The organism is Gordonia sp. BP-119 (assembly GCF_016924115.1).
Taxonomy (GTDB): domain Bacteria; phylum Actinomycetota; class Actinomycetes; order Mycobacteriales; family Mycobacteriaceae; genus Gordonia; species Gordonia hongkongensis.
The window spans coordinates 93800-118356 of record NZ_JAFFZF010000002.1 but is presented as its reverse complement, the minus strand read 5'-3'; the positions used below and the strand labels follow the sequence as shown (position 1 = coordinate 118356).

The window sequence follows — 24557 nt, the reverse complement described above, 5'->3', positions numbered from 1 at the left end:
GATCAGCGGCGTCCGGCGAGCTTCAACCCGATGAGCAGGAGGATGACCGCCGCGAGTGCGGCCACGAGCCCGATGAGGATCTGGACGGAGGTCGACGACGCCTGGTCGGAACCTGTTGCGACGGCGCGGTTCTCGGTCCGCGTCGGCGCTGGTGTCGAGGACGGTCCGGACGCGGCCGACGGCTCGACGAGGCGGCCCACCGAGATGGCGGGGTCGGTTCGGAATCCGTAGTCGAACATCGCCTTCGCCTGGTCCCAGTACAGATCCCCGTCGACGGACAGGCCGAACATCTGCACGATGATCACCGTCCGGCCGTCGCGTTCGGCGGCACCCACGAACGTCTTCCGTGCGTCGTCGGTGTAACCGGTCTTGCCGCCGAGCATTCCCGGATACCCATCGACGAGGAGGCGGTTGGTGCTGTACATGTCGTAGGGCGGATGATCTCTGTCGCCGGGCACATCTGGACGCCGCGGGTAGCCCGGGAAACGGAACGTGGGCATCGCGATGATCTCGCGAAAGGTCGGCTCGGTCATCGCGGCCCGGAACAGCAGCGCCAGATCGTAGGGCGAGGAGGACATCCCGGCGGCGTCCAGTCCGGACGGGCTGGCAGCACGCGTGTCCGTCGCGCCCAGCTGCGCGGCCCGGTCATTCATCTTCTCAAGTGTCGCGTCGATGCCGCCGAGCTGACGCGCGAGCGCATGCGCGCAGTCGTTGCCGGACACCAACAACAGTCCGGTGAGCACGTCGCGAACGGTGTAGACACCACCGGGCCCCATGCCACAGGAGTCGCCTTCGGTGCTCCAGTCCTCGACGGTGGGCACGACCGGCGCGGCGAGGTCGAGTTCGTCGAGTGCGACCAGTGCGAGCAGCACCTTGATCGTCGACGCGGGCCGGTAACGGCCGTGGGGATCCTTGGCGGCGATGACTTGTCCGGACTCGAGATCGGCGATCAACCAACCCGCGGAGGTCAGCAGTGGCGGAACGGGACCGGCCGACGGATCGGCGATGACCCCGCAACCGGCGAGTTGGTCACCGCCGACGGCCGGTGCGGGAACAGGAAGGGGAGTGGGGGTCGTCGAACCCGGTGCGACGACCTCGGATTCGTCGACGGCCGGAGGCGTGGCGACTTTGTGCGGGCAGTGATCGGTGACCGGCGTGGTGATCGCCGGAGGCGGTACGGTCGGCAGCGGGACGGCCACGGCCGGGCCGACGCGAAGGACGAGGCCGAGCACTCCGACGGTCAGCACGGCGACGAGCGCGCACGCGGTACGACGAGTCCACGTCGGGGTCATCGGCCGCACGTTACCAGCGGGGCCGTGCGCTGCCGACGACATCGTGCAACCAGCGCCGCATCACTGCCTCCGCCGTCGGCACGGTCACTTTCTCGGCGGCCGCGGCGTCGATCGGGAAGCGGTCGGTGGCCGACTCACCCAGGACCTCGGCCACCGCGGACCGTGATTCCTGGTGTGACAGCCACCCCCGGACGAGATCGCCGCCGGCTTCGAGGTGGAACTGCACTCCGTAGCAGTTGTCCACGCGGAACAACTGATTGACGCAGGCGTCGGAGGACGCGAGCAGGGTGGCCCCGGGTGGCAGGGTGAACGTGTCGAAATGCCACTGGACTGTGTCGATGTCGCGTGGTGCGGGTGCGATGACCGCCCCGCCCCACACCGGGTCGGCCATCCCTGCGTCGTTGAGACGCACCCGGCGTACACCGAGTTCCGGTATGTCGCTCGTGTGCACCTCGCCACCGAGAGCCGCTGCCAGCATCTGCGCGCCCAGACAGACACCCCAGATGGGCACACCGCGTTCACGGGCACGGCGGAGCAGGTCGATCTCGTCGGCGATCCACGGGATGCGGTCCGCGTCACCGACTCCCATCGCTCCGCCGAGAACGAGGATGGCGTCGAAATCCGCTGGATCGACGGTCGCGGGTTCGCGCCAGATCCGCAGGGTGGCCGTCTCGGTGATCGCGTGCAGGGCGGGTCCGTAGGCGCCGGGTGGTTCGGACTCCGCGTGCCGGATCTCCAAGACCCGCAACCGCTCCCGCGGGCGCTCGACCGGCTGTGTTCTGGTGCTCATGACGAGTGCAAGAGTACGGTCTCGGTGGCGATTCCTCTCGCCGACGCGGGGTCGGAACCCACGCCGGGCTGCGTCAACCGGAATGACATGAACTCGTCGGACGGGACCCGTGCGCGGTGTGGTCGGCGACCCGTTCACCGTCGACGGTGATCTCGCACCGGGCGAACCGCCCGCCGGACTGGAACAGCGCGTCGACCGGTGCCTCGGCCGCGGCCCGCGTGTACACCAACGACGCCTTGAACTTGCCGTCTGGATCTCGTTGCGACAGCGGCACTTCGGACTGTGTGCGGAGTCTTCCGTCTGCGTCCGTCCACGCTGCGGCGCCGTTGTGCTCGTGGTCGGAGATCAGCGTGATCGTGATGCGTTGCGTGTCGGTGGTGGGTGCTGCCGCGGCCGGTGCGAACACCAGGAGGCACGCGAGCGCACTCACCGCGAGTGTCAGCAGCAGCCGGAACAGAAGGGCGCGGGCCATGAAGTACTCCGTTCGATGGGCGATCACCGGTCCGGCGACGGGCCGGGTTCCTCGGTCTTCCTTCGACGCATCGGACGGCATATCGGTTCCATCGCGCTGCTGAGCGAGCGGAAGTCGGGATTCTGCTGTCAGCGGGTGATCGTCAGCGGCAGCGTGGTGAAACGACGGACGAGAACCCCGGGCTCCCACGCCGTCTGCGTCAGATCAACCCGGAAAGCGGTCGTGGAGCGCAGCAGATGCTCGACCGCGAGGCGCGCCTGCAATCGTGCCAGTGTCGCCCCGACACACAGGTGCAGGCCCTTGCCGAATGCCAGGTGCGACCGCCGCGCCGCCGGATCGAGATCGATCGCGCCGGGATCGTCGAAGTGCCCGGGGTCCCGATTGGCGGCACCCCACATCAGGAACACATGTGACCCCGCCGGCAAGGCGGTGTCACCCAGCGTGGTGTCGGCGACCACATGACGGAAATGCCCACGGAACGGGGTCTCGAGCCGAAGGGCCTCCTCCACGAACACCGGGATGAGCCCGGGGTCGCTGCGTAACCGTTCGACGACGTCGGGATGGCGGTCCAACAGCCAGACGGCACTGTTGAGCAGGCTCGTGGTCGACTCGGCCCCGGCGGCGACCAGCTGGAACAGGATCATCACCGCGGTCTCGTGATCGAGACTGCCCTCGGCGACGCGGCGTGCCACCTCGACCAACGCGGTCGGCCCGCTCGCTTCGCTCCGGGCGTGTGCGTTGCGCAGCGCCGCCGACAGATACGCCGTCAGCTCACCGACCGCCGCGGTTGCCGTCGTCAGCTGGTCCGGCGTGATGACGCCGTCGATCAGGACGTTCGTCGCGATCGCCCACCGGGTCAGCGTGGCACGGTCGGCGACCGGCAATCCGATCACCGCCGTGGCGACCTCCATCGGAATCCGTTGCGCGACAGCGCTCACCCAATCGATCCGGCCACCACGGAGATCGTCGGCCCATGCCTCCGTGATGTATCGACGAATGGTCGGTTCGAGCTCGCGGGTACGTGCCGGAGACACCGACCGCATGGCGAGCTTCCGATGATCGCGGTGCCTGGCCCCGTCGGCGGTGGCGAGGACGTGCATAGCGTCGCCCAGGCCGGCGACCGGGAACTCCGAGACCGTGCCGTCGCCGTGCCACACCATCGTGGCGGTCAGGTTCGACGAGAAGTCCTCCGGGCGTCGGACCGCGTCGGCGATCAGGTCCCAGGAGCCGACGGCGAAGAACGATGAATCCCCGATTCGCTGCACGGGCGAACCGGTGTGCAGACGCGAGTAGAAGGTCGTGGGATCGGCGGTGGTGTCCATGGAGTCCAGCGTGGGCAACCCGGGCCGTCGACGCACGCATATCCCCGAAGTCGAGATCGGTGAGAAGTCACAGCACCATCCGGTGTCTCAGGCTAGCCTCGTGAACAGCTGGAACGTCCTTCATCGACAGGATGGTTCGTCTCACCATGAGAACGGGGGAGCGATGGCCCGGGACTGGCTGGTCGACGGAGACCGGCACGATGCTGCACGCGAGCGTCTGATCGCGCACGCGGCGGCCCTCATCGCACGCCGTGGCCTCGACGGGTTCGACCTCGACGAGCTCGGTCGTCGGGCGCACTGTTCGAGGGCGACGATCTACCGCCATGCCGGCGGTCGGTCCGCGCTGATCGAGTCCGTGCTGGCCACCACGTCGGCACCGGTGCTCGCCGCCATCCGTGCGACCGTCGCGGATCTCACCGGGCCCGATCGCGCCCAGACGGCGATCATCGAGACCCTGCGCGCACTACGCGGCGACCGGGTCATCCGGCAGTTCCTCCGGCCCGACAACCTCATCGGCGCGACGCCAACCGTCCTGTCGTCCCCCGCGGTGCACGCGGTGGCCGCCGATCTGGTCGGCGTCGACCCCGATGATCCCGCGGATGCACGGTTCCTCATCCGTTCCGTTCTCGCCCTGCTGCTCTGGCCCGCCGAACCCGACGAGGAGGCGCGGAGCGCGGAATCGATCGTCGCCGGCATCTTCCGTCGGGACCCCGGCACCGACGACGACGGCCCGCACCCCTGAGGGTGCGGGCCGTTGCCGGGCTGCAGAGAAAGTTCGAATCGGCTAGCGCGAGAACATGAGTGCGCGCTTGACCTCCGAGATCGCCTGGGTGACCTGGATGCCACGCGGGCACGCGTCGGTGCAGTTGAACGTGGTGCGGCAACGCCACACACCGTCGACGTCGTTGAGGATGTCGAGTCGCTCGACGGCCCCCTCGTCGCGGCTGTCGAAGATGAACCGGTGCGCGTTGACGATCGCGGCGGGACCGAAGTACGAACCCTCGGTCCAGAAGACCGGGCAGCTCGTCGTACAGCAGGCGCACAGGATGCACTTGGTGGTGTCGTCGAACCGGGCGCGGTCAGCCTGGCTCTGGATGCGTTCGCGGGTCGGCTCGTTGCCCGAGGTGATCAGGAACGGCTTGATCGCGCGGAACGCGTCGAAGAACGGTTCCATGTCGACGACGAGATCCTTCTCCACCGGCAGGCCGCGGATCGGCTCGATGGTGATGGTGATCTCTTTGGACTTGTCCTTGGGGAGCATGTCCTTCATCAGGAGCTTGCAGGCGAGGCGGTTGACGCCGTTGATCCGCATCGCGTCCGACCCGCACACGCCGTGGGCACAACTACGACGGAACGTGAGTGTTCCATCGAGGTAGCCCTTCACGTACAGGAGCAGGTTGAGCAGGCGGTCGGTCGGCAGCGCCGGGACGCGGAAGCTCTCGAAACCCTGGGCGTCGGGATTCTCCGGGTTGAAGCGGAAGATCTTGAGCGTCACCATGGTGGCCTCGTCGGGCACCGGAGGCAACGGCGGATCGTCGGAAGACGGTGCGGGCTTGTCCAGAACAGATGTCATCAGTACTTACGCTCCATCGGCTCGTAGCGGGTTTCCACGACCGGCTTGTACTCCAACTCGATGTCTGAAAGGAGGTCCGTGCCCTTTTTGTAGGCCATGGTGTGCCGCTTGTAGTTGACGTCGTCACGATCCGGGTAGTCCTCGCGTGCGTGACCGCCGCGCGACTCCTTGCGGTTCAGGGCTCCGGCCACCGTCACCTCCGCCATCTCCAGCAGGAAGCCGAGTTCGATGGCCTCGAGGAGATCGCTGTTGAAGCGCTTGCCCTTGTCATGGACTCGGATGTGGGCGTAGCGCTCCTTGAACCGGTGGATGTCGGTCAGGGCCTGCTTGAGGGTCTCCTCGGTGCGGAACACCGAGGCGTTCGCGTCCATCGAGGCCTGCAGCTCGGTACGGATGTCGGCGACGCGCTCGTGTCCGTGGTCGCTGAGCAGCAGCTCGAGCCACGAGTCGACCATCTCGGTGGGCGTCTCGGGGAGCTCGGCGAACTCGGCCGAGTTCGCGTAGTCCGCGGCCGCGATTCCCGCGCGTCGTCCGAAGACGTTGATGTCGAGCAGCGAGTTGGTGCCCAGCCGGTTGGCTCCGTGGACCGACACGCACGCACACTCGCCGGCGGCGTACAGGCCGTGGACGACCTCGTCGTTGTTGCGCAGCACCTGACCGTTGATGTTGGTCGGGATGCCGCCCATGACGTAGTGACAGGTGGGGAACACCGGCACGTACTCGGTGACCGGGTCGACGCCGAGGTAGGTACGGGCGAACTCGGTGATGTCGGGGAGCTTCTCGTTGAGGACGTCCTCGCCGAGGTGGGTCACGTCGATGTAGACGTAGTCCTTGTTCGGGCCGGCACCGCGACCTTCGAGCACCTCGAGCACCATCGACCGGGCCACGATGTCGCGCGGCGCGAGGTCCTTGATGGTGGGGGCGTAGCGCTCCATGAAACGCTCGCCGTCGGCGTTGCGCAGGATGCCGCCCTCACCGCGGACCGCCTCCGAGATGAGGATGCCGAGCCCCGCGAGACCCGTCGGATGGAACTGGTGGAACTCCATGTCCTCGAGGGGCAGGCCCTTGCGGAAGATGATGCCCATGCCGTCGCCGGTCAGCGTGTGCGCGTTCGAGGTCGTCTTGTACATACGGCCCGAGCCGCCGGTGGCGAACACGATCGACTTGGCGTGGAAGACGTGGATCTCGCCGGTCGCGAGCTCGTAGGCGACGACACCGGTCGCGACCTGCTCGCCCTTCTCGTTCTCCGTGAGGCAGATGTCGAGGGCGTAGAACTCGTTGAAGAACTCGACGTCGTGCTTGACGCAGTTCTGGTAGAGCGTCTGCAGGATCATGTGGCCGGTGCGGTCGGCGGCGTAGCAGGCCCGCCGGACCGGGGACTTGCCGTGATCGCGGGTGTGGCCGCCGAAGCGTCGCTGATCGATCTTGCCCTCGGGTGTCCGGTTGAAGGGCAGGCCCATCTTCTCGAGATCGAGCACCGCGTCGATGGCCTCCTTGGCCATGATCTCGACGGCATCCTGATCGGCGAGGTAGTCACCACCCTTGACGGTGTCGAAGGTGTGCCACTCCCAGTTGTCTTCCTCGACGTTGGCGAGTGCCGCACACATGCCGCCCTGGGCCGCGCCGGTGTGGCTGCGGGTCGGGTACAGCTTGGTCAGCACCGCGGTGCGAGCACGAGGGGCGGCTTCGATCGCCGCGCGCATGCCTGCGCCGCCGGCGCCCACGATGACGACGTCGTAGCGATGTTCCTGCATTGTTGTGGGTCTCCTCTAGCCGACGCTGTTGACGTCGAAGGTCAGGAGGGCGTAGGTGCCCATCGTGAGGACGAGGATCATCGACACGGCGAGCAGCACGTTCAGCCAGAAACGGGTCGAGTCCTTGCGGGAGTAGTCGGCGATGACGGTGCGCACACCGTTGCCGCCGTGCAGTTGGGCCAGCCACAGCATGGTGAGGTCCCAGATCTGCCAGAAGGGTGAGCTCCACCGCGCGGCGACGAACGAGGAGTCGATGCGGTGCACGCCGCCGTCCCAGGCCAGCATGATGAACATGTGGCCGATCGTCAGGACGACGAGCAGCAGCCCGGAGAACCGCATGAACAGCCATGCGTTCTTCTCGAAGTTGCCGCCCTTGGGCTTGCGGGGCGAGCGCGGGTTGTCCAGGCTCGCGGGACGGTCGTGCTGAGTACCGAGGGTCTTGGCGACACCGGTGGCTTCCGAGGTGGTCATCTCTGGTGTCTCCTACAGGTGGCTGAACATGATCTGCAGCAGGCGGACCGTGCCGGCACCGAAGACGATGACGAACAGGGTCATGGCCACCCACAGCATCTGTCGCTGGTACTTGGGTCCCTTGGACCAGAAGTCCACGAGGATCAGGCGCACACCGTTGAAGGCGTGGAACAGGACGCACGCGACCAGGGCAATCTCCATGAGACCGATGATCGGCGTCTTGTAGGTCTCGATGATCTCGTCGTACTGATTGGGGTCGACTCGGATGACCGCGGTGTCGAGCACGTGTACGAAGAGGAAGAAGAAGATCGTGACGCCGGTGATGCGGTGCAGGACCCACGACCACATGCCGGGATCGCCGCGATAAAGAGATCGTCTGCGCACCGGGTCGGGTGCGACTTCGGTCGAGGTGCTCATCGGGAAAGTGGCCTCCAACATCGTCGATGGACGCGTCGAATCGGCATGCTCCGACTCGACCATGGACCCATACGAAGAGACTCTAAACCCATGCACATTCCGGTGGTAAATTGCCCGAACCGATCTGGGCGACAAGACATTACGACTTAGGTTTGCCTTACCCAAGCTTTGCGGTGATGAAATCCGGATGAACGGCCGATGACGCCGGGCGACAGGAGATCCACGTGGTTACAGAAATCGATTGGGATGTGTTGCGGGACAAGGCCAGATCGATGATCGGTCGTGCTTACGCACCCTACTCCCGGTACCCGGTGGGCGCCGCCGGGATCACAGCCGAGGGCGGTGTCGTCGCCGGTTGCAATGTGGAAAATGTCTCATATGGCCTGGGTATCTGCGCCGAGGTCGCACTGGTCGCGGCCCTGGTGAACGACGGAGGCGGAGCGCTGCGGGCGGTCAGCGTCTGCGACGCCCGCGGGGCGGTTCTGATGCCGTGCGGACGGTGCCGACAGGTCCTGCTCGAACACGGCGGGCGCGAGCTCCTCGTCGACCACCCCGGTGGTCCCCGGATGCTCGCCGAGCTGCTTCCCGATGCCTTCGGACCCGACGATCTCGAGGCGGTCCGTTCATGACGGTCGACGCCCGGGAGATCATCCACGCGGTGTCGGTGATCGCCACCAAGCGGGGCGGACACGAACTCGCCGACGCACAGATCGCGTGGATGGTCGACGGCTACACCCGCGGCGAGGTGGCGGCGGAACAGATGTCGGCATTGCTGATGGCCATATATCTGCGCGGGATGAATCGCCGTGAGATCGCGTCCTGGACGCACGCGATGATCGACAGCGGGCGCCGGATGGACCTGTCCGGTCTGCAGCGGGACGGGCGGCCGCTGGCCACCGTGGACAAACACTCCACCGGCGGCGTCGGGGACAAGATCACCCTCCCGCTCACGCCGCTCGTCGCGTCGTTCGGTGTCGCGGTGCCGCAGCTGTCCGGTCGGGGGCTCGGTCACACCGGTGGGACGCTCGACAAGCTGGAGTCCATCCCGGGGTGGCGGGCCGAGGTGAGCACGTCTGACATGCTCGACCAGCTCGAGCGGGTCGGCGCGGTCATCTGTGCCGCAGGCGCCGACCTGGCACCCGCCGATCGCAAGCTCTACGCCCTGCGCGATGTCACGGGCACGGTCGAGTCCATTCCGCTGCTGGCGTCGTCGATCATGAGCAAGAAGATCGCCGAGGGCACCGGTGCGCTGGTCCTCGACGTCAAGACCGGGTCGGGTGCCTTCCTGCCCGACGAGGACGACGCGCGCGAACTGGCGTCGACCATGGTCGAACTCGGTCACGACGCCGGTGTCGACACCCGTGCGGTCATCACCGACATGGGCACACCGCTCGGACTCGCGATCGGCAACGCCGTTGAGGTGGCCGAGTCGGTGGAGGTACTCGCCGGCGGCGGACCCGCCGACGTCGTCGAACTGACCCTGGCCCTCGCCCGGGAGATGCTCGACGCCGCTGGGCTCGTCGACGCCGACCCCGCAACCCATCTCGCCGACGGCCGGGCGATGGACACGTGGCGGGCGATGATCGCGGCGCAAGGTGGCGACCCCGATGCGCCCCTGCCGACGGCGCGCCACCACGACACCGTGACCGCGTCGGGCGACGGCATCGTCACCGAGATGGACGCGCGCGCGGTCGGCGACGCCGCGTGGCGCCTCGGCGGCGGCCGATCGAAGCCGGGGGAGGCGGTCGCGGCAGAGGCGGGAGTGACCATCCATGCGAAGCCCGGTGATCGTGTCCGAGCCGGTCAACCGTTGTTCACCCTGCACACGCAGGATGAGGACCGGATCCCCGGCGCCCGCTCCTGCCTGGCCGGGGCGACGACCGTGGGGCCCGACTCCGCCGAACACGCGGGCGGCGCGCGCACCCGTCCACTGATCATCGACCGCGTTAGGTTTCCATCATGACGACGCTGACCCCGGCGAACATCTCCCTCGCCCCGAAGGTGCTCCTCCACGACCACCTCGACGGCGGACTCCGGCCCGCGACGGTCCTCGAGTTGGCCCACGAGGTGGGATACGACGGCCTCCCGGCGGATGAGAACGGCAGGCAGATCGATGACGCCGAGACGCTCGGGCAGTGGTTCCGACGTGCGGCCGACAGCGGCTCGCTCGAGCGCTATCTCGAGACCTTCTCGCATACGGTCGCGGTGATGCAGACCGTCGGCGGGTTGGAACGCGTCGCGCGCGAGTGCGTGGAGGACCTCGCCGCCGACGGGGTCGTGTACGCCGAGGTGCGTTATGCGCCCGAACAGCATCTCGAAGGTGGGCTGACCCTCGACGAGGTCGTCGAGGCGGTGCTGCGGGGCTTCGCCGAGGGCGAGGCGGTCGCGGCCGAGCGGGGCCGGACGATCACCGTGCGGTGCCTGGTCACCGCGATGCGCCACGCCGCCCGGTCACGCGAGATCGCCGAACTCGCGGTCCGCTACCGGGACCGGGGTGTCGTCGGTTTCGACATCGCCGGCGCCGAGGCGGGGCATCCGCCGACCCGCCATCTCGACGCCTTCGAATACATGCGGGCCAACTGTGCGCCCTTCACCATCCACGCCGGCGAGGCATTCGGGCTGCCGTCGATCCACGAGGCCATCGGCTTCTGCGGGACGGACCGGTTGGGTCACGGCGTCCGCGTCTTCGACGACATCGAACTCCCGGAGGGGGTCGATCTCGCGGCGCACTCGTTCGCGGGTGCGCGGCTGGGTCAGGTGGCGAACATCGTGCGGGACAAGCGGATTCCGCTGGAGCTGTGCCCGAGTTCGAATGTGCAGACCGGGGCGGTCGGTTCACTCGCCGAGCATCCGTTCAACGTGTTGGCGCGCCTACGGTTCCGGGTGACGGTGAACACCGACAACCGACTGATGTCCGACACCACCATGAGCAAGGAATTCGGCCTGCTCGCCGATCGGTTCGGCTACGGCTGGGCGGATTTCGAACGGTTCACGGTGAACGCGATGAAGTCGGCGTTCATCCACTTCGACGAGCGGCTGGCGTTCATCGACGACGTGATCAAGCCCGGCTACGCGGTGCTGCTCGGCTGAGCAGCACCGTCGCGGCCGGTTATGGGCGGAGAGGACTGCGCCCGTCAGCCCTTCTTGGTGAGCCGGGCCTCGAAGTCGTGCTCGAGCGCGCGCCACGCCTCGGCCTCGTTGTCGAACGGACCGCTGGGCGCCATGCGCTTGGGGTCGGGGTTGACGGTGTAGTCGACGAACCATCCCAGCGGGGTGGTGGTGCCGAGGGCCTCGGAGACCGTGTTGTCACCGGCGTAGTCGGCTGCGTCGGTGAAGAGTTCGACGGCGAGGTCGAGCTGGTCGCGATCCATTCGGCGGGGGCCGTCGGCGATGTCGTCGGCGAGACCCGGCAGGACGTAGACGTTGTCGTCGATGACGTCGAACTCGAGGGATCCGTTGGTCGCCTCGGTGCGGACCTCGTCGAACGTGGACAGGTCGGCGAGGTCGTGCGTGTTGTCGTCGGCGAGGAACCGCGAGAGCGAGCGCGCCGAGGTGAACACGAAGATCTTGCCCTTGGTGCCGAGGAACACCGGGTCGTCTCCGAGGTAACACCGCAGTGTCAGGTACTCGTTCGCGCTGGTGACGATCTTGATCGGGTCGATGCCGACCGACGCCCAGAAATCGTCGTCGTCGTAGTCGTCCTCGTCCTCCTCGTCCGTGTCCTCTTCGAGGTCATCGTCGTCGGCGGCGTCCGAGGACTCGGAGTCGGGGGCACCGACGATCTCGATGTCATCGTCGGTCGGCTCGTCCTCGTCCTCGGCGGACGCGGCGGCCTCGAGTTCGGCCTCGGCGGTCTCGACGGCCTTGGCGTCCACCTTCGGTGTGCTGATGACACCGTCGATGGCATCGAGCACGTCATCCCAGTGCTTGGCGATGAGCCGGCCGATGCGCACCCAGAGGTCGGTGCCCTCGCGGCCGTCGAAGTTGCGTGTGCCGGTGGTGACGGCGCCCAGGATCGGGTTGCCGTTGAAGAACTTGGTGACCGGTGTCAATTCGCAGACCTCACCGAGGATGCGGACGATCTCGAGTGCGTCTTCGAGTTCGGCGATGACCTCGGCGGTGGGGTCCTCCGCGGCGAGCTCGGGTACGCCGACGAGGTCGTAGCTGTGGCGCCCGTCGGGGACCAGTTCATCGGCCTGCAGGCCGACCACGGTCGACCACGCCGGGTGCTCGACGAGATCGTTGTCCTCGTTGGTGCGGATGAACGCGGCGAGCTCGGCGACAGAGGGCAGGACGTACAGGTCCTCGTCCAGTCCGAGGAAGGCCTCCCATTCATCGTCGCCCTCACGCCAGCGGGGTGCCCACAGGGTGAAGCTGTTTCCGTCGGTGAGTCCGAGCTCAATCGGGACGATGTCTCCGGCCATGGGGACACAGCCTAGCGATTGTCGGCGGCGGATCCAGTAGTGCCCCCACAGACGGTCGGTGGTGTGCCGACGACTTTTCGATGAACTCCTGACCCGCCCGCGGGTGCGACCATCGGCGCGGCTCTCATCGTGGACGGAAGAATCCTTCGAATGCCTGGTCGAGGTTCGAGGTGCGTACCGGCGAGACGCCCACGGGGTCACCGGCTTCGATCATTTGACCATTGCCGATGTACATCGCCACGTGGCCGGACCACACCGCGAGGTCTCCGGGCTGCAGCTGCGCCTGGGACACCTGATACCCGGCGGTGTCCTGCTCCTGGGCGAGGCGGGGGAGTTCGAGCCCGGCCTGCCGGTAAGCCCACTGTGTGAAGCCGCTGCAGTCGAATCCGTCGGGCGTCGTCCCGCCCCAGACATAGGGCACCCCGCGTTGACTCAGCGCGGCCCGCACCGCGGTCGCCGCGCGTTCGTTCGGAGCGTGGGCGACCGAGCCGTCGGGCAGCGTGATGGGGACGCCGCCGGGCGTGGGGACGGGCGACAGTCTGGCGGCGTCGCCGCCTGCGACTCCGACCATCTCGGCCGGCGCCGTGCGGCGGGCCAGGGCGGCCATCGCCTCGGTGTCGGAGCCGAGCTCGGCGCGAGCACGACCGATGATCTCCACGCCGCGGCTCAGATGCTCGACGGCGATCGGCAGGACCGCGAGAAGGACTGCCGGAGTGGCCAATCCGCCGGCGAGGCCACGGACATGCCGTTCCAGGGAGTCCACGAGGCCGTTCAGCGCGGTCGACGCCATGTGGACGGTACGGCCGGCGCTCTCGACGAGCCGGCCGAACTCGGCGGCGCATTCGGTGAGTTCGGTGAGTCGGCGCTGGTTCGCCGCGGTCGCGGCTGCGGCTCCGGCGGCCCCGGCTCCGTCCCACCGCGTGAGGACGGACTCGGCGGCCGACGTCGACCGCTGGCGCACCGACTCGACGGTGCCCGCTACGGTCCGGACCTGCTCGGCGGGGTTGCCCGGTGCCAGGATCCCGGTCCCCAGCGCGGCGATCAGTTGCCGCAGTGGCTCGATGAGGAGTTCGACGGGGATCACAGCGTCAGCTCACCGGCCGTCGCGATCCGGTCGGCGGCGGCGCAGTCGCAGTCGGCGTAGGACGTTGCGGCCGAGCTCGTCGTGAGTCCGACGCGTTCCTCGCGCGCCGTCGCGGCCTCGATGGTGCGACGGTGCAGGTCGAGGAACTCGACGACGGCGGTGAGGAACTCGATGCCGATGAGACCGAAGGTGATGGCGAGTTCGACCACGGCGGCGTCGTCGCTGCCGGTCCCGCCCTCGAGCATCTGGGCGTTCGTGCGGTGTGCGCCGGAGAACTCGTGCAGCGCAGACGAATCGGCGAACAGTCGGCCACCTGTGTCCGGGCCTGGCCGGGTGGGTGCGGGATAGGGATGGGGGGAGGACGGGCTCATGGGTTTTCGACGCGGCGCGGCCCCGTTGGGTTCCATCAAATTCTCGCGGCGACCCAGACCGGCGTGGTGGAGCTCGCCCAAGCGGCACGCGAGCGCCGGGGAGGAAATAGGGTGTCGGCATGGAGTCCCTGATCGTCGACCATCCCCTCGCAGCCGCGCGTCTGACCACGATGCGCGACGAGACCACCGACAACGCCGGATTCCGGGCTGCGCTGTCTGACCTCACCCAGATGCTGATCTACGAGGCGCTTGCCGGTGCGCCGCGCGCCGACGTCGCGATCAACACGCCGATGACCGCGCACACGGGATCGAGGCTGGCATCCCCGCCTCTCCTGGTCCCGGTCCTGCGGGCCGGACTCGGCATGGTCGAGCAGGCGCACGCGATGGTGCCCGAGGCGCATGTCGGTTTCGTGGGCCTCGCCCGCGACGAGGAGACCGCACAACCCGTGCCGTACCTGGAGTCGCTGCCGGAGGACCTGTCGGGACGGCCGGTGTTCGTCCTCGACCCCATGCTCGCCACCGGCGGCTCCATGCTCCACACCATCGAGTTGCTGGTCGCCCGCAACGCCACCGACATCACCGCCGTATGTGTCGTCGCCGCACCTGAAGGGGTTGCGGCGCTGGAGAATTCGGGACACCCGTGCCGGCTCGTCGTGGCTGCCGTGGACGACGGTCTCAACGAGGTCAACTACATCGTGCCCGGTCTCGGTGACGCGGGCGACCGGCAGTTCGGTCCGAGGTATTTGTGAGGGTCGGGACCACCCGAGCGAGCTCGTCGCGCCGCTTCTGACCGTTGGCTTGAACGCAGGGGATCGCTGAAACCGCATATCCAGCCGTCGATTCCGCTGACCGATTCGGGTCATTGAACTCGACTCGCCAGTGGCCGGACACCCAGGCGCGGCGGGGCATCCGGGTGTCTGCATCTCGGTGGGCGCCCAGTGCCGCGCCGGTGCGGCCGCGCGTTTGCGCCGAACCCCGCCTCCTCTGTCTCACGCCACACACGTTGCAAACACAGCCAAGCCATGGTCATCGACATCCACGCAATGATCACGGTCGCAGTAGCGAGGGGCCTCATGAGCCTGGCTCGACGACGATCAGTGACAGGGTCCGCCGACCTGGGAGCGCCACTTGTCGTGAGCGATCGCGGGGGCCGGGGCGGCGACATAGAAGCGCTGGATCGTGACGAATTATTCGCTTACAGAATGAAATCTGAAACGGGTGTGACTGAAGTTCACCGCTGTCAACGATCTACGCCAGTCAACGAGAATCAGCGCACAGTCGACGAAAAACGCTGCACAGTGGATAGTTTCGCTATTTCTGGGCCTGTGGAAACTCTTCGTGGTCGAACGCATGTTCCTGTACCTTGGAGTCATGTCAGAGCTAGCCACTCTCCTCGATCAACTCATCGGAACCACCCCGCCCACCAACGACCCAACCGGCAGAGCGACATTCGACGCCCTCGACACGTGGCGCCTGATCCGCAACCTTGCCGATCATCAAATCGCCACGAACGCAGCGCAACTCGATGCTCTCGGGGTCGCGCAGAAAGCCGGTAGCACCACCAAGAAGCTGCTGATCGAGTCAGGACATGCGCCGGCCTCCGCCCTCCGCACCATGCGGAGTGTCGACGCGCTGCCCAACCTGCCCGCTTTGGCGCGTCATGCCGCCGATGGGCGGCTGTCCGGCGAGATCGTCGATGCCATCGTCCGCGGCATGAACGAGATCGAGAAACGATGTGGTGAGGCGCTTTCCGACGACGATCGCTCCCGGTATGAGAGCGAGCTCGTCGCCCAGGCGCTGTCGGGCGCGACACCGACTGAAGTACTCAAGCACGCTCGAGCCATCAGCAACACACTCTGCGACGACTCTGACACCGGTGTACCGGCCACCGACGACCCATCGCTGAACGCGGTCAACGTGCACACCACCGACGACGGGCGCGTCGAGGTCCGCGCTGACCTCACCCAGTTGGTCGGCGAGAAGTTCCTGGCGATGATCGACGAACGGTCCTGTCCACGGCCCGAACCCGACGGCGCCGAGGATCGTCGCACCGCCGAGCAGCGTCGCGCCGACGCTTTCGAGTTGATCCTCGACCAAGCCGCGATCGGCGCGACCATCGATACCGTCGGAAGTCCACGCACGCAACTGATGCTGACCATCCCCGCCACCGGAGAACTCGCAACGCTGCCGTGGACCGGGACGGTCAGCCATGCCACCGCGAAACAGGTCTCCTGCGACGGATCCCTGACCGAGATCGTCCTCGACAGTGAGGGCGTACCGCTGCAGATGGGTCACACCCGTCGGTTGTATCCGGCGCACCTACGTAAGGCGGTGATCGTCCGCGACGCGTGTTGCGTCAAATGCGGTGCACCACCGTCACATACCCAGGTTCACCATATCAAGTCGTGGGCCGACGGTGGACCCACCGACCTCGACAACGGCTGTTTGCTGTGTCAGCGCTGCCATACGCAGGTCCACCACCACGGCTGGGACATCGTGATGGGATTCGACCGCCATCCCTGGCTCGTCCCACCCGCCAGTATCGACCCGCAACGCCGACCGCTACCCGCCTACAACCGGCGCACCATGCGCCTCGACGAGGCCGCCTGACCGGCCGTCCGACAACCACTTTCGCGTAGCACCTTCCGCACCCGGGCCATACCCGGGACCGCATCCGTCCTTTGACAACTCCACAGTGTCACCCCAGAGGCAACCGCCCCCCGTACGAGACCGGCCCGTCTCGACGCAGTGGATGGGAACTGTTGAGCGCTGAGCGAGCGTCCGGCTTTGTGTCAGCGCATTCCACCGGGTGATCTCGATATCGGCGTCGTCTGTGTTCCAAGCCAATTGGCGACGGCCCGAGCGGCGGGCGGCGACGTCGGACGCAACGGTCATCCCGTCACGCACGCTTCGCATTTCGGTGACCGGGCTGAGCCGAACCGCGGTCAGGGAGGTGCGGCGGGTCTCAGCCGGGCAGCGACCAGTACGCGAGCATCGGCTCCTCGGTGAGCACGGCGCCGCCGTCGACGATGGTGAGACTTGTCGGCGAGACGAGGTAACGCACCGAGCCGTTGCGCGCCTCGAAGGTGTCTCCGGTGCGGGTCGGGAACTGGAGTTCGATCCCGCCCTCGGGTGCGGCGCCCTTGTAGTACAAGCGGCCCGTCTGGGTGCCCACCTGGCAGATCACCACGCGCGACCGGGCGGTCTGTCCGACGGCCACGGCGGGGTCGTCGGCGGCGTTGCAGCGGGGACCGCTGGTGAATCCCTGCCAGTCCGCGCCGGCGACGGTGGGGGTCGGCCGAACCGGGGGCGGCGTCGTCGTGGTGGTGGTCGCGGTGGTGGGGGTCGTCGTCTCCGCGGGGCGGGTGACGGTACTCGTGAAGGTCGACGCCGACGGTTGTCCGCCGTCCGCGCTGTCGCGGTCCGCGGACTCGTCGTCCGCGGGGATCAGGAGCAGCGCCGCGAGGACGCCCACCACCACCAGCAGCACGCCCGCGCCGATCGCCACCAGCACCGCCGGCGACGACCACGGGGACCGCGGCGGGCCAGGTGGCACCGGGCCCTGCGGGTAACCGCCCGACGGATAGCCACCCTGGGGATGGCCGCCTGGACCGCTCGGTGGATAGGTCATCTCGCTCCTTCGGTTCGGCCGGCCGCCGGTTCCGTTCGGTCCTACAGTTCGCCGATGATCCGGGCCAACAACTCGCCCATCCTGGTTGCCGACGCGCGGCCGACCTCCAGGACCTCTGCGTGGCTCAGGTGTTCGCCGGTCATGCCGGCCGCGAGGTTGGTAACCAGGGATATGCCGAGCACGTTGAGTCCGGCGGCGCGCGCCGCGATGGTCTCGTGCACGGTCGACATCCCGACCAGGTCCGCACCCATCGTCCGCAGCATCCGGATCTCGGCGGGGGTCTCGTAGTGCGGGCCGGGGAGCCCGGCGTAGACCCCCTCGGCGAGGCCCGGGTCGATGCCGCGCGCGATCTGTCGCAGCCGCGGTGAATAGGCATCGACAAGGTCGACGAACTGGGCACCGACCAACGGGGAGCGGGCCGTGAGGTTCAGATGATCCGTGATGAGCACGGGTTGCCCGACCGACATGTCCTCGCGCAGACCGCCCGCCGCGTTGGTGAGCACGACGGTGTGGACACCGGCCGCGGCTGCGGTGCGGACCGGGTGGACCACGCGAGCGAGGTCGTGGCCCTCGTAGGCGTGAATACGTCCCAGCATCAACAGGACTCGTCGATCACCGATCCGGACGGAGTGGACCACGCCGCCGTGGCCGGCGGCCTTGGGTGGGACGAATCCCGGGATCGACGCCATCGGCAACGAGCGGATGGGCCGCCCGAAGGCGTCGGCGGCGGGTGACCATCCCGACCCGAGGATGACGGCCACATCGTGTGTAGCGGCGTCGGTCTCGGCAGCGATCGTGGCCGCGGCGACGATGGCCGCGGCATCGGGGTCGGCGGTGGGCTCCATGCGCCAACCCTAAACCGTTCCCAGGCCCACACGGCCGCGCGTCGCAGCGCGCCGACCGATCGGGTCGGTGGCGACGAGACCGGGAGCGATAAGGTCGGGACATGCCATTTCTGAACGGTGACGGGGAGGTCGTCGAGCTCCATCTCGGAGCGCGCGGTGAGGAGATCAGCGAGTCCAATCCGGAGAACCGCTTCCGGACCCACTGGTTGGACGAGGTCGATGCACTGCTGGACCAGGTGGTCGCCGACCCGCCACGACCGCTGGTGATCACCGCCACCGGGAAGTTCTTCTCCAACGGCCTGGACACCGACCACATCTTCGCCGCTCCCGACCAGCTGCCCGGTTACCTCGACCGCGTGCACGCCCTGTACGCGAAGGTGCTCACCCTGCCCGTTCCGACGGTCAGCGCCGTCAACGGACACGCCTTCGGCGCCGGAGCGATGCTCGCGTTGTGTACCGACCACGTCCTGATGCGCACCGAACGCGGTTTCTGGTCGCTGCCCGAGGCCGCTCTCACCATGCCGTTCACCCGTGGGATGGCGACGTTGCTGCGCACCCGACTGACCGATCGCACCGCCACCGAGGCGATGTACACCAGCCGGCGGTACGGCGCCGACGACGCGGTGCGTGCGGGAATCGTCGACGAGGCCGTGGACGCCGAGCTCCTCGTGAAGCGGGCCACCGAGATCGCGGCCGCCCGCTCCGCGACCGCCGGACCCAACCTGGCGCTGATCAAGCGCGGACTCCGTGGCCCCCTGCTCGACGACCTCGCACGTCAGACCCCGCCCGGAGTCTTCTGATGTCGGCCGCGGGAGCGGACTTCGCCGCGGCGGACGATCCCATCGACGCCTGGCTCGCCGAGCACGGCGGCGATCTCATCGCGTGGCGCCGGCAGATCCATGCGCATCCGGAACTGTCCCGGCAAGAGGTCCGCACCACCGAGCTGGTGATGAGCGAGCTCACCGCCGCCGGACTCACCCCGCGCCGGCTGCCGCTGGGCACCGGAGTGGTGTGCGACCTCGGTCCTGCCGGTGAGCCCCGCATCGCGCTGCGCGCGGACATGGATGCCCTGCCGGTGACCGAACACACCGGCCTGCCGTTCACCTCGGCGGTGGAGGGCGCGTCGCACTCGTGCGGTCACGACGCGCACACGGCCATCCTGATCGGCGTCGCGAAGCTCCTCGCCGCGGCCGAACCACTTCCGGTCGGCGTGCGTCTGATCTTCCAGGCCGCCGAGGAGGTCATGCCCGGCGGAGCCCTCGACGCCATCGAGGCGGGCGTCACCACCGGTCTCGGCCGCATCTTCGCCTTGCACTGCGACCCTCGCCTGCCGGTCGGCACGGTCGGCCTGCGGTCCGGCCCGTTGACGTCCGCGGCCGACCACATCGATCTGCAACTGCACTCGGCCGGCGGGCACACGTCGCGGCCGCACCTCACCGGGGATCTCATCTACGCGATGGGCACGGTGATCACCGGCCTGCCCGGGGTGCTGTCGCGACGGATCGACCCGCGTTCGGGCACGGTGATGGTGTGGGGCGCGGCGAACGCCGGCAGCGCCGCCAACGCCATCCCGCAGGAAGGTCGCATGCGCGGCACGGTCCGCACCGGCGATCACGCCACCTGGGCCCAGCTCGAGCCGCTGGTCCGCAGCGTCGTCGGCGAGCTGCTGGCACCGCTCGGCGTCCGGTACGACCTCTCGTACTTCCGCGGGGTGCCGCCGGTCGTCAACGACGAGGTCGCGGTCGGGATGTTCGAACGGTCCGTCGCCGCAATCGGGTCCAAGGCGATCGCGGACACCCCGCAGTCACCCGGCGGCGAGGACTTCTCCTGGTATCTCGAACACGTCCCGGGAGCGATGGCCCGCCTCGGCGTGTGGGACGGATTCGGACCGCAGGTCGATCTGCACGCGCCCAACTTCGATCTCGACGAACGTGCCCTCGCGATCGGTGTGCGCGCGCTCGCCGGGATCGTGCTGAACGCGACCAGCGCCGCCGGCTAGGACACTCGGTCTATTCCGCGGGCCCCGGCCCGGGTCCGACATTGCGCGACTCGCGCAACCGGAGGTCCTGCACATACTCCGCGGGTGCGCCGGCGATCTCCGCGGCCTCGGCCATGACGCCGAGATAGCGCGCCGAGGGCAACCCGCCCTCGAAGGCGTCGAGGACGTACAACCAGGCCAGCACCGGGCCGTCGGCGGTGTCGACGCGGGCGCGGATCTTGCGGTGGATGCCGAGCTCGGAACCCTCCCACCGGTCGAGCAGATCCTCGTCCTCGGTGGTGACGTCGTAGAGAACGACGAACACCCGGGCGTCGGGGTCGTCGCGGTCCTCGGTGACCGTGGCCAGGGACCCCTCCCACCCGATGTCGCCGCCGCCGAACGTCAGACGCCAGCCGCGGAGCCATCCGGTGCCCGACATCGGGGAGTGCGGCGCGCGCTCGGCCATCTGCTCGGGATGCATGTTGGATCCATAGGCGGCATAGATGGGCACGGATGGAGCCTAGATGGTCTCCGCCGAGTCCGGAAGGCGACACCGTGGCCCGGCCCCGGTGTGCGACCACGTTCACAACGACGGACCCGCCCGACTAGTTTGGTAGGCGGCGCGAACGGGGTCGACCGTCTCGCGCGACCCGAGGAGCGTGTCACCCCGCGTTCCCGTCGAGCCACGACACACAGCCGGGCGCAGCTTCCCCACGAAGGACGCGGCGAGCCGGCGTGGAGAACAGGAGTCACAGTGACCAGGATCGTCATCATCGGCGGCGGACCCGCGGGTTACGAGGCGGCGCTCGCGGCGGCCGCCTACGGGGCCGACATCACGGTGATCGATTCGGACGGGATCGGCGGTGCCTGCGTGTTGTGGGACTGCGTCCCGTCAAAGACGTTCATCGCGTCCACCGGCATCCGCACCGAGGTCCGTCGCGCCGTCGATCTGGGTATCAACATCAAGACCGACGACACCTCCGTCACATTGCCGCAGATCCACCAGCGGGTCCGCGACCTCGCGTTCGCCCAGTCCGCGGACATCCGCTCACGACTCATCAGCGAAGGCGTGACACTCGTCTCCGGTACCGCGGTTCTCGACGAGCGGCAGGTCGGCGTCTCGACGCACACCGTCGTCGCGACCCTCGCCGACGGAACCACCGAACGCTACGACGGCGATGTGGTCCTGCTGGCGACCGGCGCCTCGCCCCGCGTGCTGCCCGACGCCGAACCCGACGGCGAGCGCATCCTCACCTGGCGTCAGCTCTACGACCTCGAGGAGCTGCCCGAACACCTCGTCGTCATCGGTTCCGGCGTCACCGGCGCCGAGTTCGTCCACGCCTACACCGAACTGGGCGTCAAGGTGACGCTCGTGTCGAGCCGCGACCGGGTCCTCCCGCACGAGGACGAGGACGCCGCGCTGGTGCTCGAGGACGCACTCGCCGAACGCGGCGTCGAACTGGTCAAGCACGCCCGCGCCGACAAGGTCGAGCGGCACGGCGATTCGGTCACCGCGCATCTGGCCGACGGCTCGACCGTGACCGGCAGCCACGTGCTGATGACCGTCGGTTCGGTCCCCAACACCACCGATCTCGGACTCGATCGTGCCGGGGTCGCGGTCGGCAAGGGCGGTTACATCGAGGTCGACCGGGTGTCCCGCACGTCGGTCGCGGGGATCTATGCGGCCGGCGACTGCACCGGGCTGTTCCCGCTGGCATCGGTGGCCGCCATGCAGGGCCGCATCGCGATGTACCACGCACTCGGCGAGGGCGTGAGCCCGATCAAGCTGAAAACCGTTGCGTCCGCCATCTTCACGCGTCCGGAGATCGCCACGGTGGGGGTGTCGCAGAACGCCATCGACACCGGTGAGTACCCGGCGCGCACCGTGATGCTGCCGTTGGCCACCAACCCGCGCGCCAAGATGAGCGGTCTGCGCCGGGGCTTCGTGAAGATCTTCTGCCGGCCGGCCACCGGTGTGGTCATCGGCGGCGTCGTGGTCGCACCGAACGCCTCCGAACTGATCCTGCCCATCGCCCTCGCGGTGCAGAACAAGCTCACCGTCGGCGACCTGGCCCAGACGTTCTCGGTGTACCCGTCGCTGACCGGGTCCATCACCGAGGCGGCGCGGCAGCTGGTTCGGCACGACGACCTGGACTGAGCGCCGCCCGCCCACTGTGCACAGCCGGTGCCGGTGTGCGCCGCCGGGTGCGTCGTCACGGTAGGGTCGGACGAATTCGTTCGTCCCGGCCGGCGACCAAGGGGGTGTCGTGAGCTCGCCGCAGCAGTCCTACAACACCTACGGCAGTCGCAACGACCGCGCGTTCGCTCGCGGTCGCACGCAGTGGGCGGGCATGAGCATCGACGAGATCCTCAACGTCCTGAGCACGATGGAACCCGGTCGTGCCGGCGGTGACGTCAACACGATCCTGCAGGCGATCGAGTCCGTCCGCCGCGCGGCCGAACGGATGCACGCGATGTTCGGCGACGGCATGCTCGGTCAGGCTTCCGACGCGGCGCTGGAGGCGGGCCGGTCGCTGTCGGCCGATCTGGCGACGACCTCGGAGACCGCCGGCCAGATCGGGGATGCGCTGGCCGGCGCGACAGGCATCCTCGGATCGGCTCGCGGTCAGGAGGGGCGGTTGCGTGAGCTGCAGCAGCACATCCGTGACAATCCCGAGGACGCGCCGGCTGTCCGGCATGAGGTCGACCGGGCGATGACGGGCGCCTACTCCTCGCCGATGATCGGGCTGCAGCGCTCCCTGCCGAACGACCCGACCGGGGCGAACGGGGTGACCGCAGGACTCGGCTTCGGGCCGACCGCCGGCGGTTCCGGCGCCGCGGGGTCCGGGCCGGACGCTCCCCGCGGTCAGGCCGCCAACACCGTCGACGCCGGCGACTTCGGGCGTGCCACTCCGACTGCCGGGCCGGTGCCGGTCGCTGCGGGCGGTCCACCACCCGGTGGCGGCGGACCCGGTGCGTCGTCGACGCCGCCAGGGCCTGCGGGTCCGGGCGGCGGACCATCCGGTCGTGGCAACACCGACGGCCCCGACGGGTTGGTGCGTGGTGGTCGGGCGACGCCCGAGTCGACGACCCGCGGCGCCGCGGCTCCCGAAACGCACCGGTCGGGAGGCGCCGACGGGATCGGCGAGAACAGCGGATCCGGTTCCGGTGGCGGTGCGCCGGCGAGTGGAGGCGCCGGGGTCCCGGTCGCGATGCCCGCTCCCGGCTTGCTCCCACCCGCGTCGGCGCCGACGCCGACCCCGGTCGCCGGCGGCTCACCGACGCCGGCGACCCCCGCCACCGCCGGGCCGGTTGCCCAGCGCCCGACGGGGATGCCGCTCGCCGGGGCCCCGGGCGGCGGACGGCGGCCCGGCGCCGACGACGACAGCCACCGGGCAGCGCCGTACCTGCACACTCGGGAACACGGCGCGCAGCTCGTCGGCGACATGCCGCTCGTCGGTCCGCCCGTCATCGGCGACTGGATCCGGCAGGCATCCCCGGCGGTCGACGACGCCGCGCCGGCCGGGCCGGATCAGGCCTTGTCCCTGCGGCCCGCGGCACCCGGCGACGCCGTCTCCCGGACCCCCGTCGACGGTGCGGCGCAGGAGGTCTCGGACGACACCGATGCACCGTCGGGCGGTTCGGCCACGTCGAGACCGGAGACCGTGTGAACGCCGGGCTGAAGCGTGTCGACCGGTTACCGGGCGGCGTCGCCCGCCTCGTCGACTCGGTGCCCGACGAGGACCTCACGGCGTGTCTGCACCTGATCGTCGCGACCGTCCTGGACGTCACGGCGGTCTCGACGCCCGAGATCCGGGAGGCGATCAGCCAGTGGCGGCGGCAGGGCGGTGCGTCGACGGCCGGCATCGCACGTCTGCGGCTCGTCGCGGCACAGCACGACTTCGACGCCTTCGCGCATCAGCGTCGTGGCGACGTGGACGCCCAGCGCGACAGCTTCCGCCGCGCCCGCGCCGTCGACTGCCTGGTGGCCGCGATGTCGACGCCCGCCGCTGGTGAGTCGCTGCGCGATGCGCTCCGCGAATCAGCCTACGAGGCCGCCGCGGCACTGGGCGGCACGGCCGGTGTGGTCGCCATCCTCGCCGACCACGTGATGTGAGGCGGCGGCACCGTCG

The 24557-nt window shown here is 68.7% G+C and carries 25 protein-coding genes; 11 read left to right on the top strand and 14 right to left on the bottom strand.

From position 1 onward, the window contains the following. Positions 1 to 2 precede the first annotated feature (2 nt). From JW364_RS01860 to JW364_RS01845, 4 genes are all read right to left on the bottom strand, one after another. Positions 3 to 1292 carry a D-alanyl-D-alanine carboxypeptidase family protein gene (locus JW364_RS01860; RefSeq protein ID WP_058250875.1) on the bottom strand — a complete coding sequence of 430 codons (1290 nt, stop codon included), beginning with the start codon at positions 1290 to 1292 and terminating at the stop codon, positions 3 to 5. Positions 1293 to 1302: 10 nt separating this feature from the next. Further along, complete coding sequence (locus JW364_RS01855; RefSeq protein WP_058250664.1) at positions 1303 to 2082, bottom strand: type 1 glutamine amidotransferase; 780 nt, start codon at positions 2080 to 2082, stop codon at positions 1303 to 1305. A 73-nt stretch (positions 2083 to 2155) separates the two neighbouring features. Continuing rightward, a complete protein-coding gene (locus tag JW364_RS01850) occupies positions 2156 to 2635 on the bottom strand; it encodes a hypothetical protein (RefSeq protein WP_223258988.1) in 480 nt (159 codons plus the stop codon). 47 nt (positions 2636 to 2682) lie between these two features. Then, the gene (locus JW364_RS01845; protein WP_068971756.1) at positions 2683 to 3876 is read right to left on the bottom strand and encodes a cytochrome P450; all 1194 of its coding nucleotides are present in this window, start codon (positions 3874 to 3876) and stop codon (positions 2683 to 2685) included. A gap of 163 nt (positions 3877 to 4039) precedes the next feature. On the opposite strand from JW364_RS01845, the gene JW364_RS01840 reads away from it, so the two are divergent. Next, positions 4040 to 4618 carry a TetR/AcrR family transcriptional regulator gene (locus JW364_RS01840; RefSeq protein WP_058250662.1) on the top strand — a complete coding sequence of 193 codons (579 nt, stop codon included), beginning with the start codon at positions 4040 to 4042 and terminating at the stop codon, positions 4616 to 4618. A gap of 42 nt (positions 4619 to 4660) precedes the next feature. Here the strand turns inward: JW364_RS01840 and JW364_RS01835 are convergent, their stop codons facing one another. The 4 genes from JW364_RS01835 to sdhC are packed head-to-tail and all read right to left on the bottom strand — an operon-like array spanning position 4661 to position 8091. After that, complete coding sequence (locus tag JW364_RS01835) at positions 4661 to 5449, bottom strand: succinate dehydrogenase iron-sulfur subunit (RefSeq protein WP_058250661.1); 789 nt, start codon at positions 5447 to 5449, stop codon at positions 4661 to 4663. After that, positions 5449 to 7203 carry a succinate dehydrogenase flavoprotein subunit gene (sdhA, locus tag JW364_RS01830; protein WP_058250660.1) on the bottom strand — a complete coding sequence of 585 codons (1755 nt, stop codon included), beginning with the start codon at positions 7201 to 7203 and terminating at the stop codon, positions 5449 to 5451. The genes JW364_RS01835 and sdhA overlap by 1 nt, the downstream gene beginning before the upstream one ends. Positions 7204 to 7218: 15 nt before the next feature. After that, positions 7219 to 7674 (bottom strand): succinate dehydrogenase hydrophobic membrane anchor subunit, encoded by a 456-nt coding sequence (locus JW364_RS01825; protein ID WP_058250659.1) that lies wholly within the window; start codon positions 7672 to 7674, stop codon positions 7219 to 7221. Between the two features lie 12 nt (positions 7675 to 7686). Then, positions 7687 to 8091, bottom strand: a complete 405-nt coding sequence (gene sdhC / locus JW364_RS01820) for a succinate dehydrogenase, cytochrome b556 subunit (protein ID WP_058250873.1) — start codon at positions 8089 to 8091, stop codon at positions 7687 to 7689. A gap of 224 nt (positions 8092 to 8315) precedes the next feature. On the opposite strand from sdhC, the gene JW364_RS01815 reads away from it, so the two are divergent. From JW364_RS01815 to JW364_RS01805, 3 genes are read left to right on the top strand one after another with little or no spacing between them, the layout of a single operon-like run. Then, the gene (locus JW364_RS01815; RefSeq protein WP_058250658.1) at positions 8316 to 8720 is read left to right on the top strand and encodes a cytidine deaminase; all 405 of its coding nucleotides are present in this window, start codon (positions 8316 to 8318) and stop codon (positions 8718 to 8720) included. Further along, positions 8717 to 10054, top strand: coding sequence for a thymidine phosphorylase (locus JW364_RS01810; protein ID WP_068971757.1), 1338 nt, complete (start codon positions 8717 to 8719; stop codon positions 10052 to 10054). Before JW364_RS01815 ends, JW364_RS01810 begins: the two co-directional genes overlap by 4 nt. Beyond that, positions 10051 to 11181: an adenosine deaminase gene (locus JW364_RS01805; protein ID WP_068971758.1), complete on the top strand. Its 1131-nt coding sequence runs from the start codon at positions 10051 to 10053 to the stop codon at positions 11179 to 11181. Before JW364_RS01810 ends, JW364_RS01805 begins: the two co-directional genes overlap by 4 nt. Positions 11182 to 11225: 44 nt before the next feature. On the opposite strand, the gene JW364_RS01800 is transcribed toward JW364_RS01805, so the two are convergent. The 3 genes from JW364_RS01800 to JW364_RS01790 all read right to left on the bottom strand — a co-directional run bounded on the left by JW364_RS01800 (position 11226) and on the right by JW364_RS01790 (position 13970). Beyond that, a complete protein-coding gene (locus JW364_RS01800; RefSeq protein WP_065630717.1) occupies positions 11226 to 12515 on the bottom strand; it encodes a primosomal protein in 1290 nt (429 codons plus the stop codon). Between the two features lie 124 nt (positions 12516 to 12639). After that, entirely contained in the window at positions 12640 to 13599 is a 960-nt protein-coding gene (locus tag JW364_RS01795; RefSeq protein ID WP_068971759.1) for a C40 family peptidase, read from the bottom strand. Further along, complete coding sequence (locus JW364_RS01790) at positions 13596 to 13970, bottom strand: type VII secretion target (RefSeq protein ID WP_068971760.1); 375 nt, start codon at positions 13968 to 13970, stop codon at positions 13596 to 13598. Before JW364_RS01790 ends, JW364_RS01795 begins: the two co-directional genes overlap by 4 nt. 119 nt (positions 13971 to 14089) lie before the next feature. On the opposite strand from JW364_RS01790, the gene upp reads away from it, so the two are divergent. Next, positions 14090 to 14719, top strand: a complete 630-nt coding sequence (upp, locus tag JW364_RS01785; RefSeq protein WP_068971761.1) for a uracil phosphoribosyltransferase — start codon at positions 14090 to 14092, stop codon at positions 14717 to 14719. A gap of 601 nt (positions 14720 to 15320) precedes the next feature. Further along, positions 15321 to 16580: an HNH endonuclease signature motif containing protein gene (locus tag JW364_RS01780; RefSeq protein WP_068971762.1), complete on the top strand. Its 1260-nt coding sequence runs from the start codon at positions 15321 to 15323 to the stop codon at positions 16578 to 16580. Between the two features lie 355 nt (positions 16581 to 16935). Here JW364_RS01780 and JW364_RS01770 read toward each other — a convergent pair whose 3' ends face one another. Beyond that, a complete protein-coding gene (locus tag JW364_RS01770) occupies positions 16936 to 17601 on the bottom strand; it encodes a hypothetical protein (protein ID WP_068971763.1) in 666 nt (221 codons plus the stop codon). Positions 17602 to 17642: 41 nt separating this feature from the next. Continuing rightward, positions 17643 to 18446: a purine-nucleoside phosphorylase gene (locus JW364_RS01765; RefSeq protein ID WP_068971764.1), complete on the bottom strand. Its 804-nt coding sequence runs from the start codon at positions 18444 to 18446 to the stop codon at positions 17643 to 17645. A 101-nt stretch (positions 18447 to 18547) separates the two neighbouring features. On the opposite strand from JW364_RS01765, the gene JW364_RS01760 reads away from it, so the two are divergent. After that, the gene (locus JW364_RS01760) at positions 18548 to 19246 is read left to right on the top strand and encodes an enoyl-CoA hydratase/isomerase family protein (RefSeq protein WP_068971765.1); all 699 of its coding nucleotides are present in this window, start codon (positions 18548 to 18550) and stop codon (positions 19244 to 19246) included. Next, positions 19246 to 20445 (top strand): amidohydrolase, encoded by a 1200-nt coding sequence (locus JW364_RS01755; protein WP_068971766.1) that lies wholly within the window; start codon positions 19246 to 19248, stop codon positions 20443 to 20445. Before JW364_RS01760 ends, JW364_RS01755 begins: the two co-directional genes overlap by 1 nt. Before the next feature lie 10 nt (positions 20446 to 20455). On the opposite strand, the gene JW364_RS01750 is transcribed toward JW364_RS01755, so the two are convergent. Next, positions 20456 to 20935: a gamma-glutamylcyclotransferase gene (locus JW364_RS01750; protein WP_004021668.1), complete on the bottom strand. Its 480-nt coding sequence runs from the start codon at positions 20933 to 20935 to the stop codon at positions 20456 to 20458. 243 nt (positions 20936 to 21178) lie between these two features. Here JW364_RS01750 and JW364_RS01745 point away from each other — a divergent pair, with 243 nt between their 5' ends. The 3 genes from JW364_RS01745 (at position 21179) to JW364_RS01735 (ending at position 24541) form a co-directional block, all read left to right on the top strand. Next, positions 21179 to 22582: an NAD(P)H-quinone dehydrogenase gene (locus JW364_RS01745; protein WP_065630726.1), complete on the top strand. Its 1404-nt coding sequence runs from the start codon at positions 21179 to 21181 to the stop codon at positions 22580 to 22582. 109 nt (positions 22583 to 22691) lie between these two features. Then, a complete protein-coding gene (locus tag JW364_RS01740; protein ID WP_065630727.1) occupies positions 22692 to 24095 on the top strand; it encodes a hypothetical protein in 1404 nt (467 codons plus the stop codon). Continuing rightward, entirely contained in the window at positions 24092 to 24541 is a 450-nt protein-coding gene (locus JW364_RS01735; RefSeq protein WP_223258846.1) for a hypothetical protein, read from the top strand. The genes JW364_RS01740 and JW364_RS01735 overlap by 4 nt, the downstream gene beginning before the upstream one ends. Positions 24542 to 24557: the final 16 nt, after the last annotated feature.

Bases quoted from the DNA above. Each gene is read 5' to 3' on its own strand.
- JW364_RS01850 (WP_223258988.1), bottom strand. From the start codon at position 2,635: ATGCCGTCCGATGCGTCGAAGGAAGACCGAGGAACCCGGCCCGTCGCC.
- JW364_RS01760 (WP_068971765.1), top strand. From the start codon at position 18,548: ATGCCATTTCTGAACGGTGACGGGGAGGTCGTCGAGCTCCATCTCGGA.
- JW364_RS01800 (WP_065630717.1), bottom strand. From the start codon at position 12,515: ATGGCCGGAGACATCGTCCCGATTGAGCTCGGACTCACCGACGGAAAC.
- JW364_RS01755 (WP_068971766.1), top strand. From the start codon at position 19,246: ATGTCGGCCGCGGGAGCGGACTTCGCCGCGGCGGACGATCCCATCGAC.
- JW364_RS01840 (WP_058250662.1), top strand. From the start codon at position 4,040: ATGGCCCGGGACTGGCTGGTCGACGGAGACCGGCACGATGCTGCACGC.
- JW364_RS01825 (WP_058250659.1), bottom strand. From the start codon at position 7,674: ATGACCACCTCGGAAGCCACCGGTGTCGCCAAGACCCTCGGTACTCAG.
- sdhA (WP_058250660.1), bottom strand. From the start codon at position 7,203: ATGCAGGAACATCGCTACGACGTCGTCATCGTGGGCGCCGGCGGCGCA.
- JW364_RS01770 (WP_068971763.1), bottom strand. From the start codon at position 17,601: ATGACCTATCCACCGAGCGGTCCAGGCGGCCATCCCCAGGGTGGCTAT.
- sdhC (WP_058250873.1), bottom strand. From the start codon at position 8,091: ATGAGCACCTCGACCGAAGTCGCACCCGACCCGGTGCGCAGACGATCT.
- JW364_RS01855 (WP_058250664.1), bottom strand. From the start codon at position 2,082: ATGAGCACCAGAACACAGCCGGTCGAGCGCCCGCGGGAGCGGTTGCGG.
- JW364_RS01860 (WP_058250875.1), bottom strand. From the start codon at position 1,292: ATGACCCCGACGTGGACTCGTCGTACCGCGTGCGCGCTCGTCGCCGTG.
- upp (WP_068971761.1), top strand. From the start codon at position 14,090: ATGGAGTCCCTGATCGTCGACCATCCCCTCGCAGCCGCGCGTCTGACC.
- JW364_RS01765 (WP_068971764.1), bottom strand. From the start codon at position 18,446: ATGGAGCCCACCGCCGACCCCGATGCCGCGGCCATCGTCGCCGCGGCC.
- JW364_RS01845 (WP_068971756.1), bottom strand. From the start codon at position 3,876: ATGGACACCACCGCCGATCCCACGACCTTCTACTCGCGTCTGCACACC.
- JW364_RS01790 (WP_068971760.1), bottom strand. From the start codon at position 13,970: ATGAGCCCGTCCTCCCCCCATCCCTATCCCGCACCCACCCGGCCAGGC.
- JW364_RS01835 (WP_058250661.1), bottom strand. From the start codon at position 5,449: ATGACATCTGTTCTGGACAAGCCCGCACCGTCTTCCGACGATCCGCCG.
- JW364_RS01810 (WP_068971757.1), top strand. From the start codon at position 8,717: ATGACGGTCGACGCCCGGGAGATCATCCACGCGGTGTCGGTGATCGCC.
- JW364_RS01805 (WP_068971758.1), top strand. From the start codon at position 10,051: ATGACGACGCTGACCCCGGCGAACATCTCCCTCGCCCCGAAGGTGCTC.
- JW364_RS01780 (WP_068971762.1), top strand. From the start codon at position 15,321: ATGTTCCTGTACCTTGGAGTCATGTCAGAGCTAGCCACTCTCCTCGAT.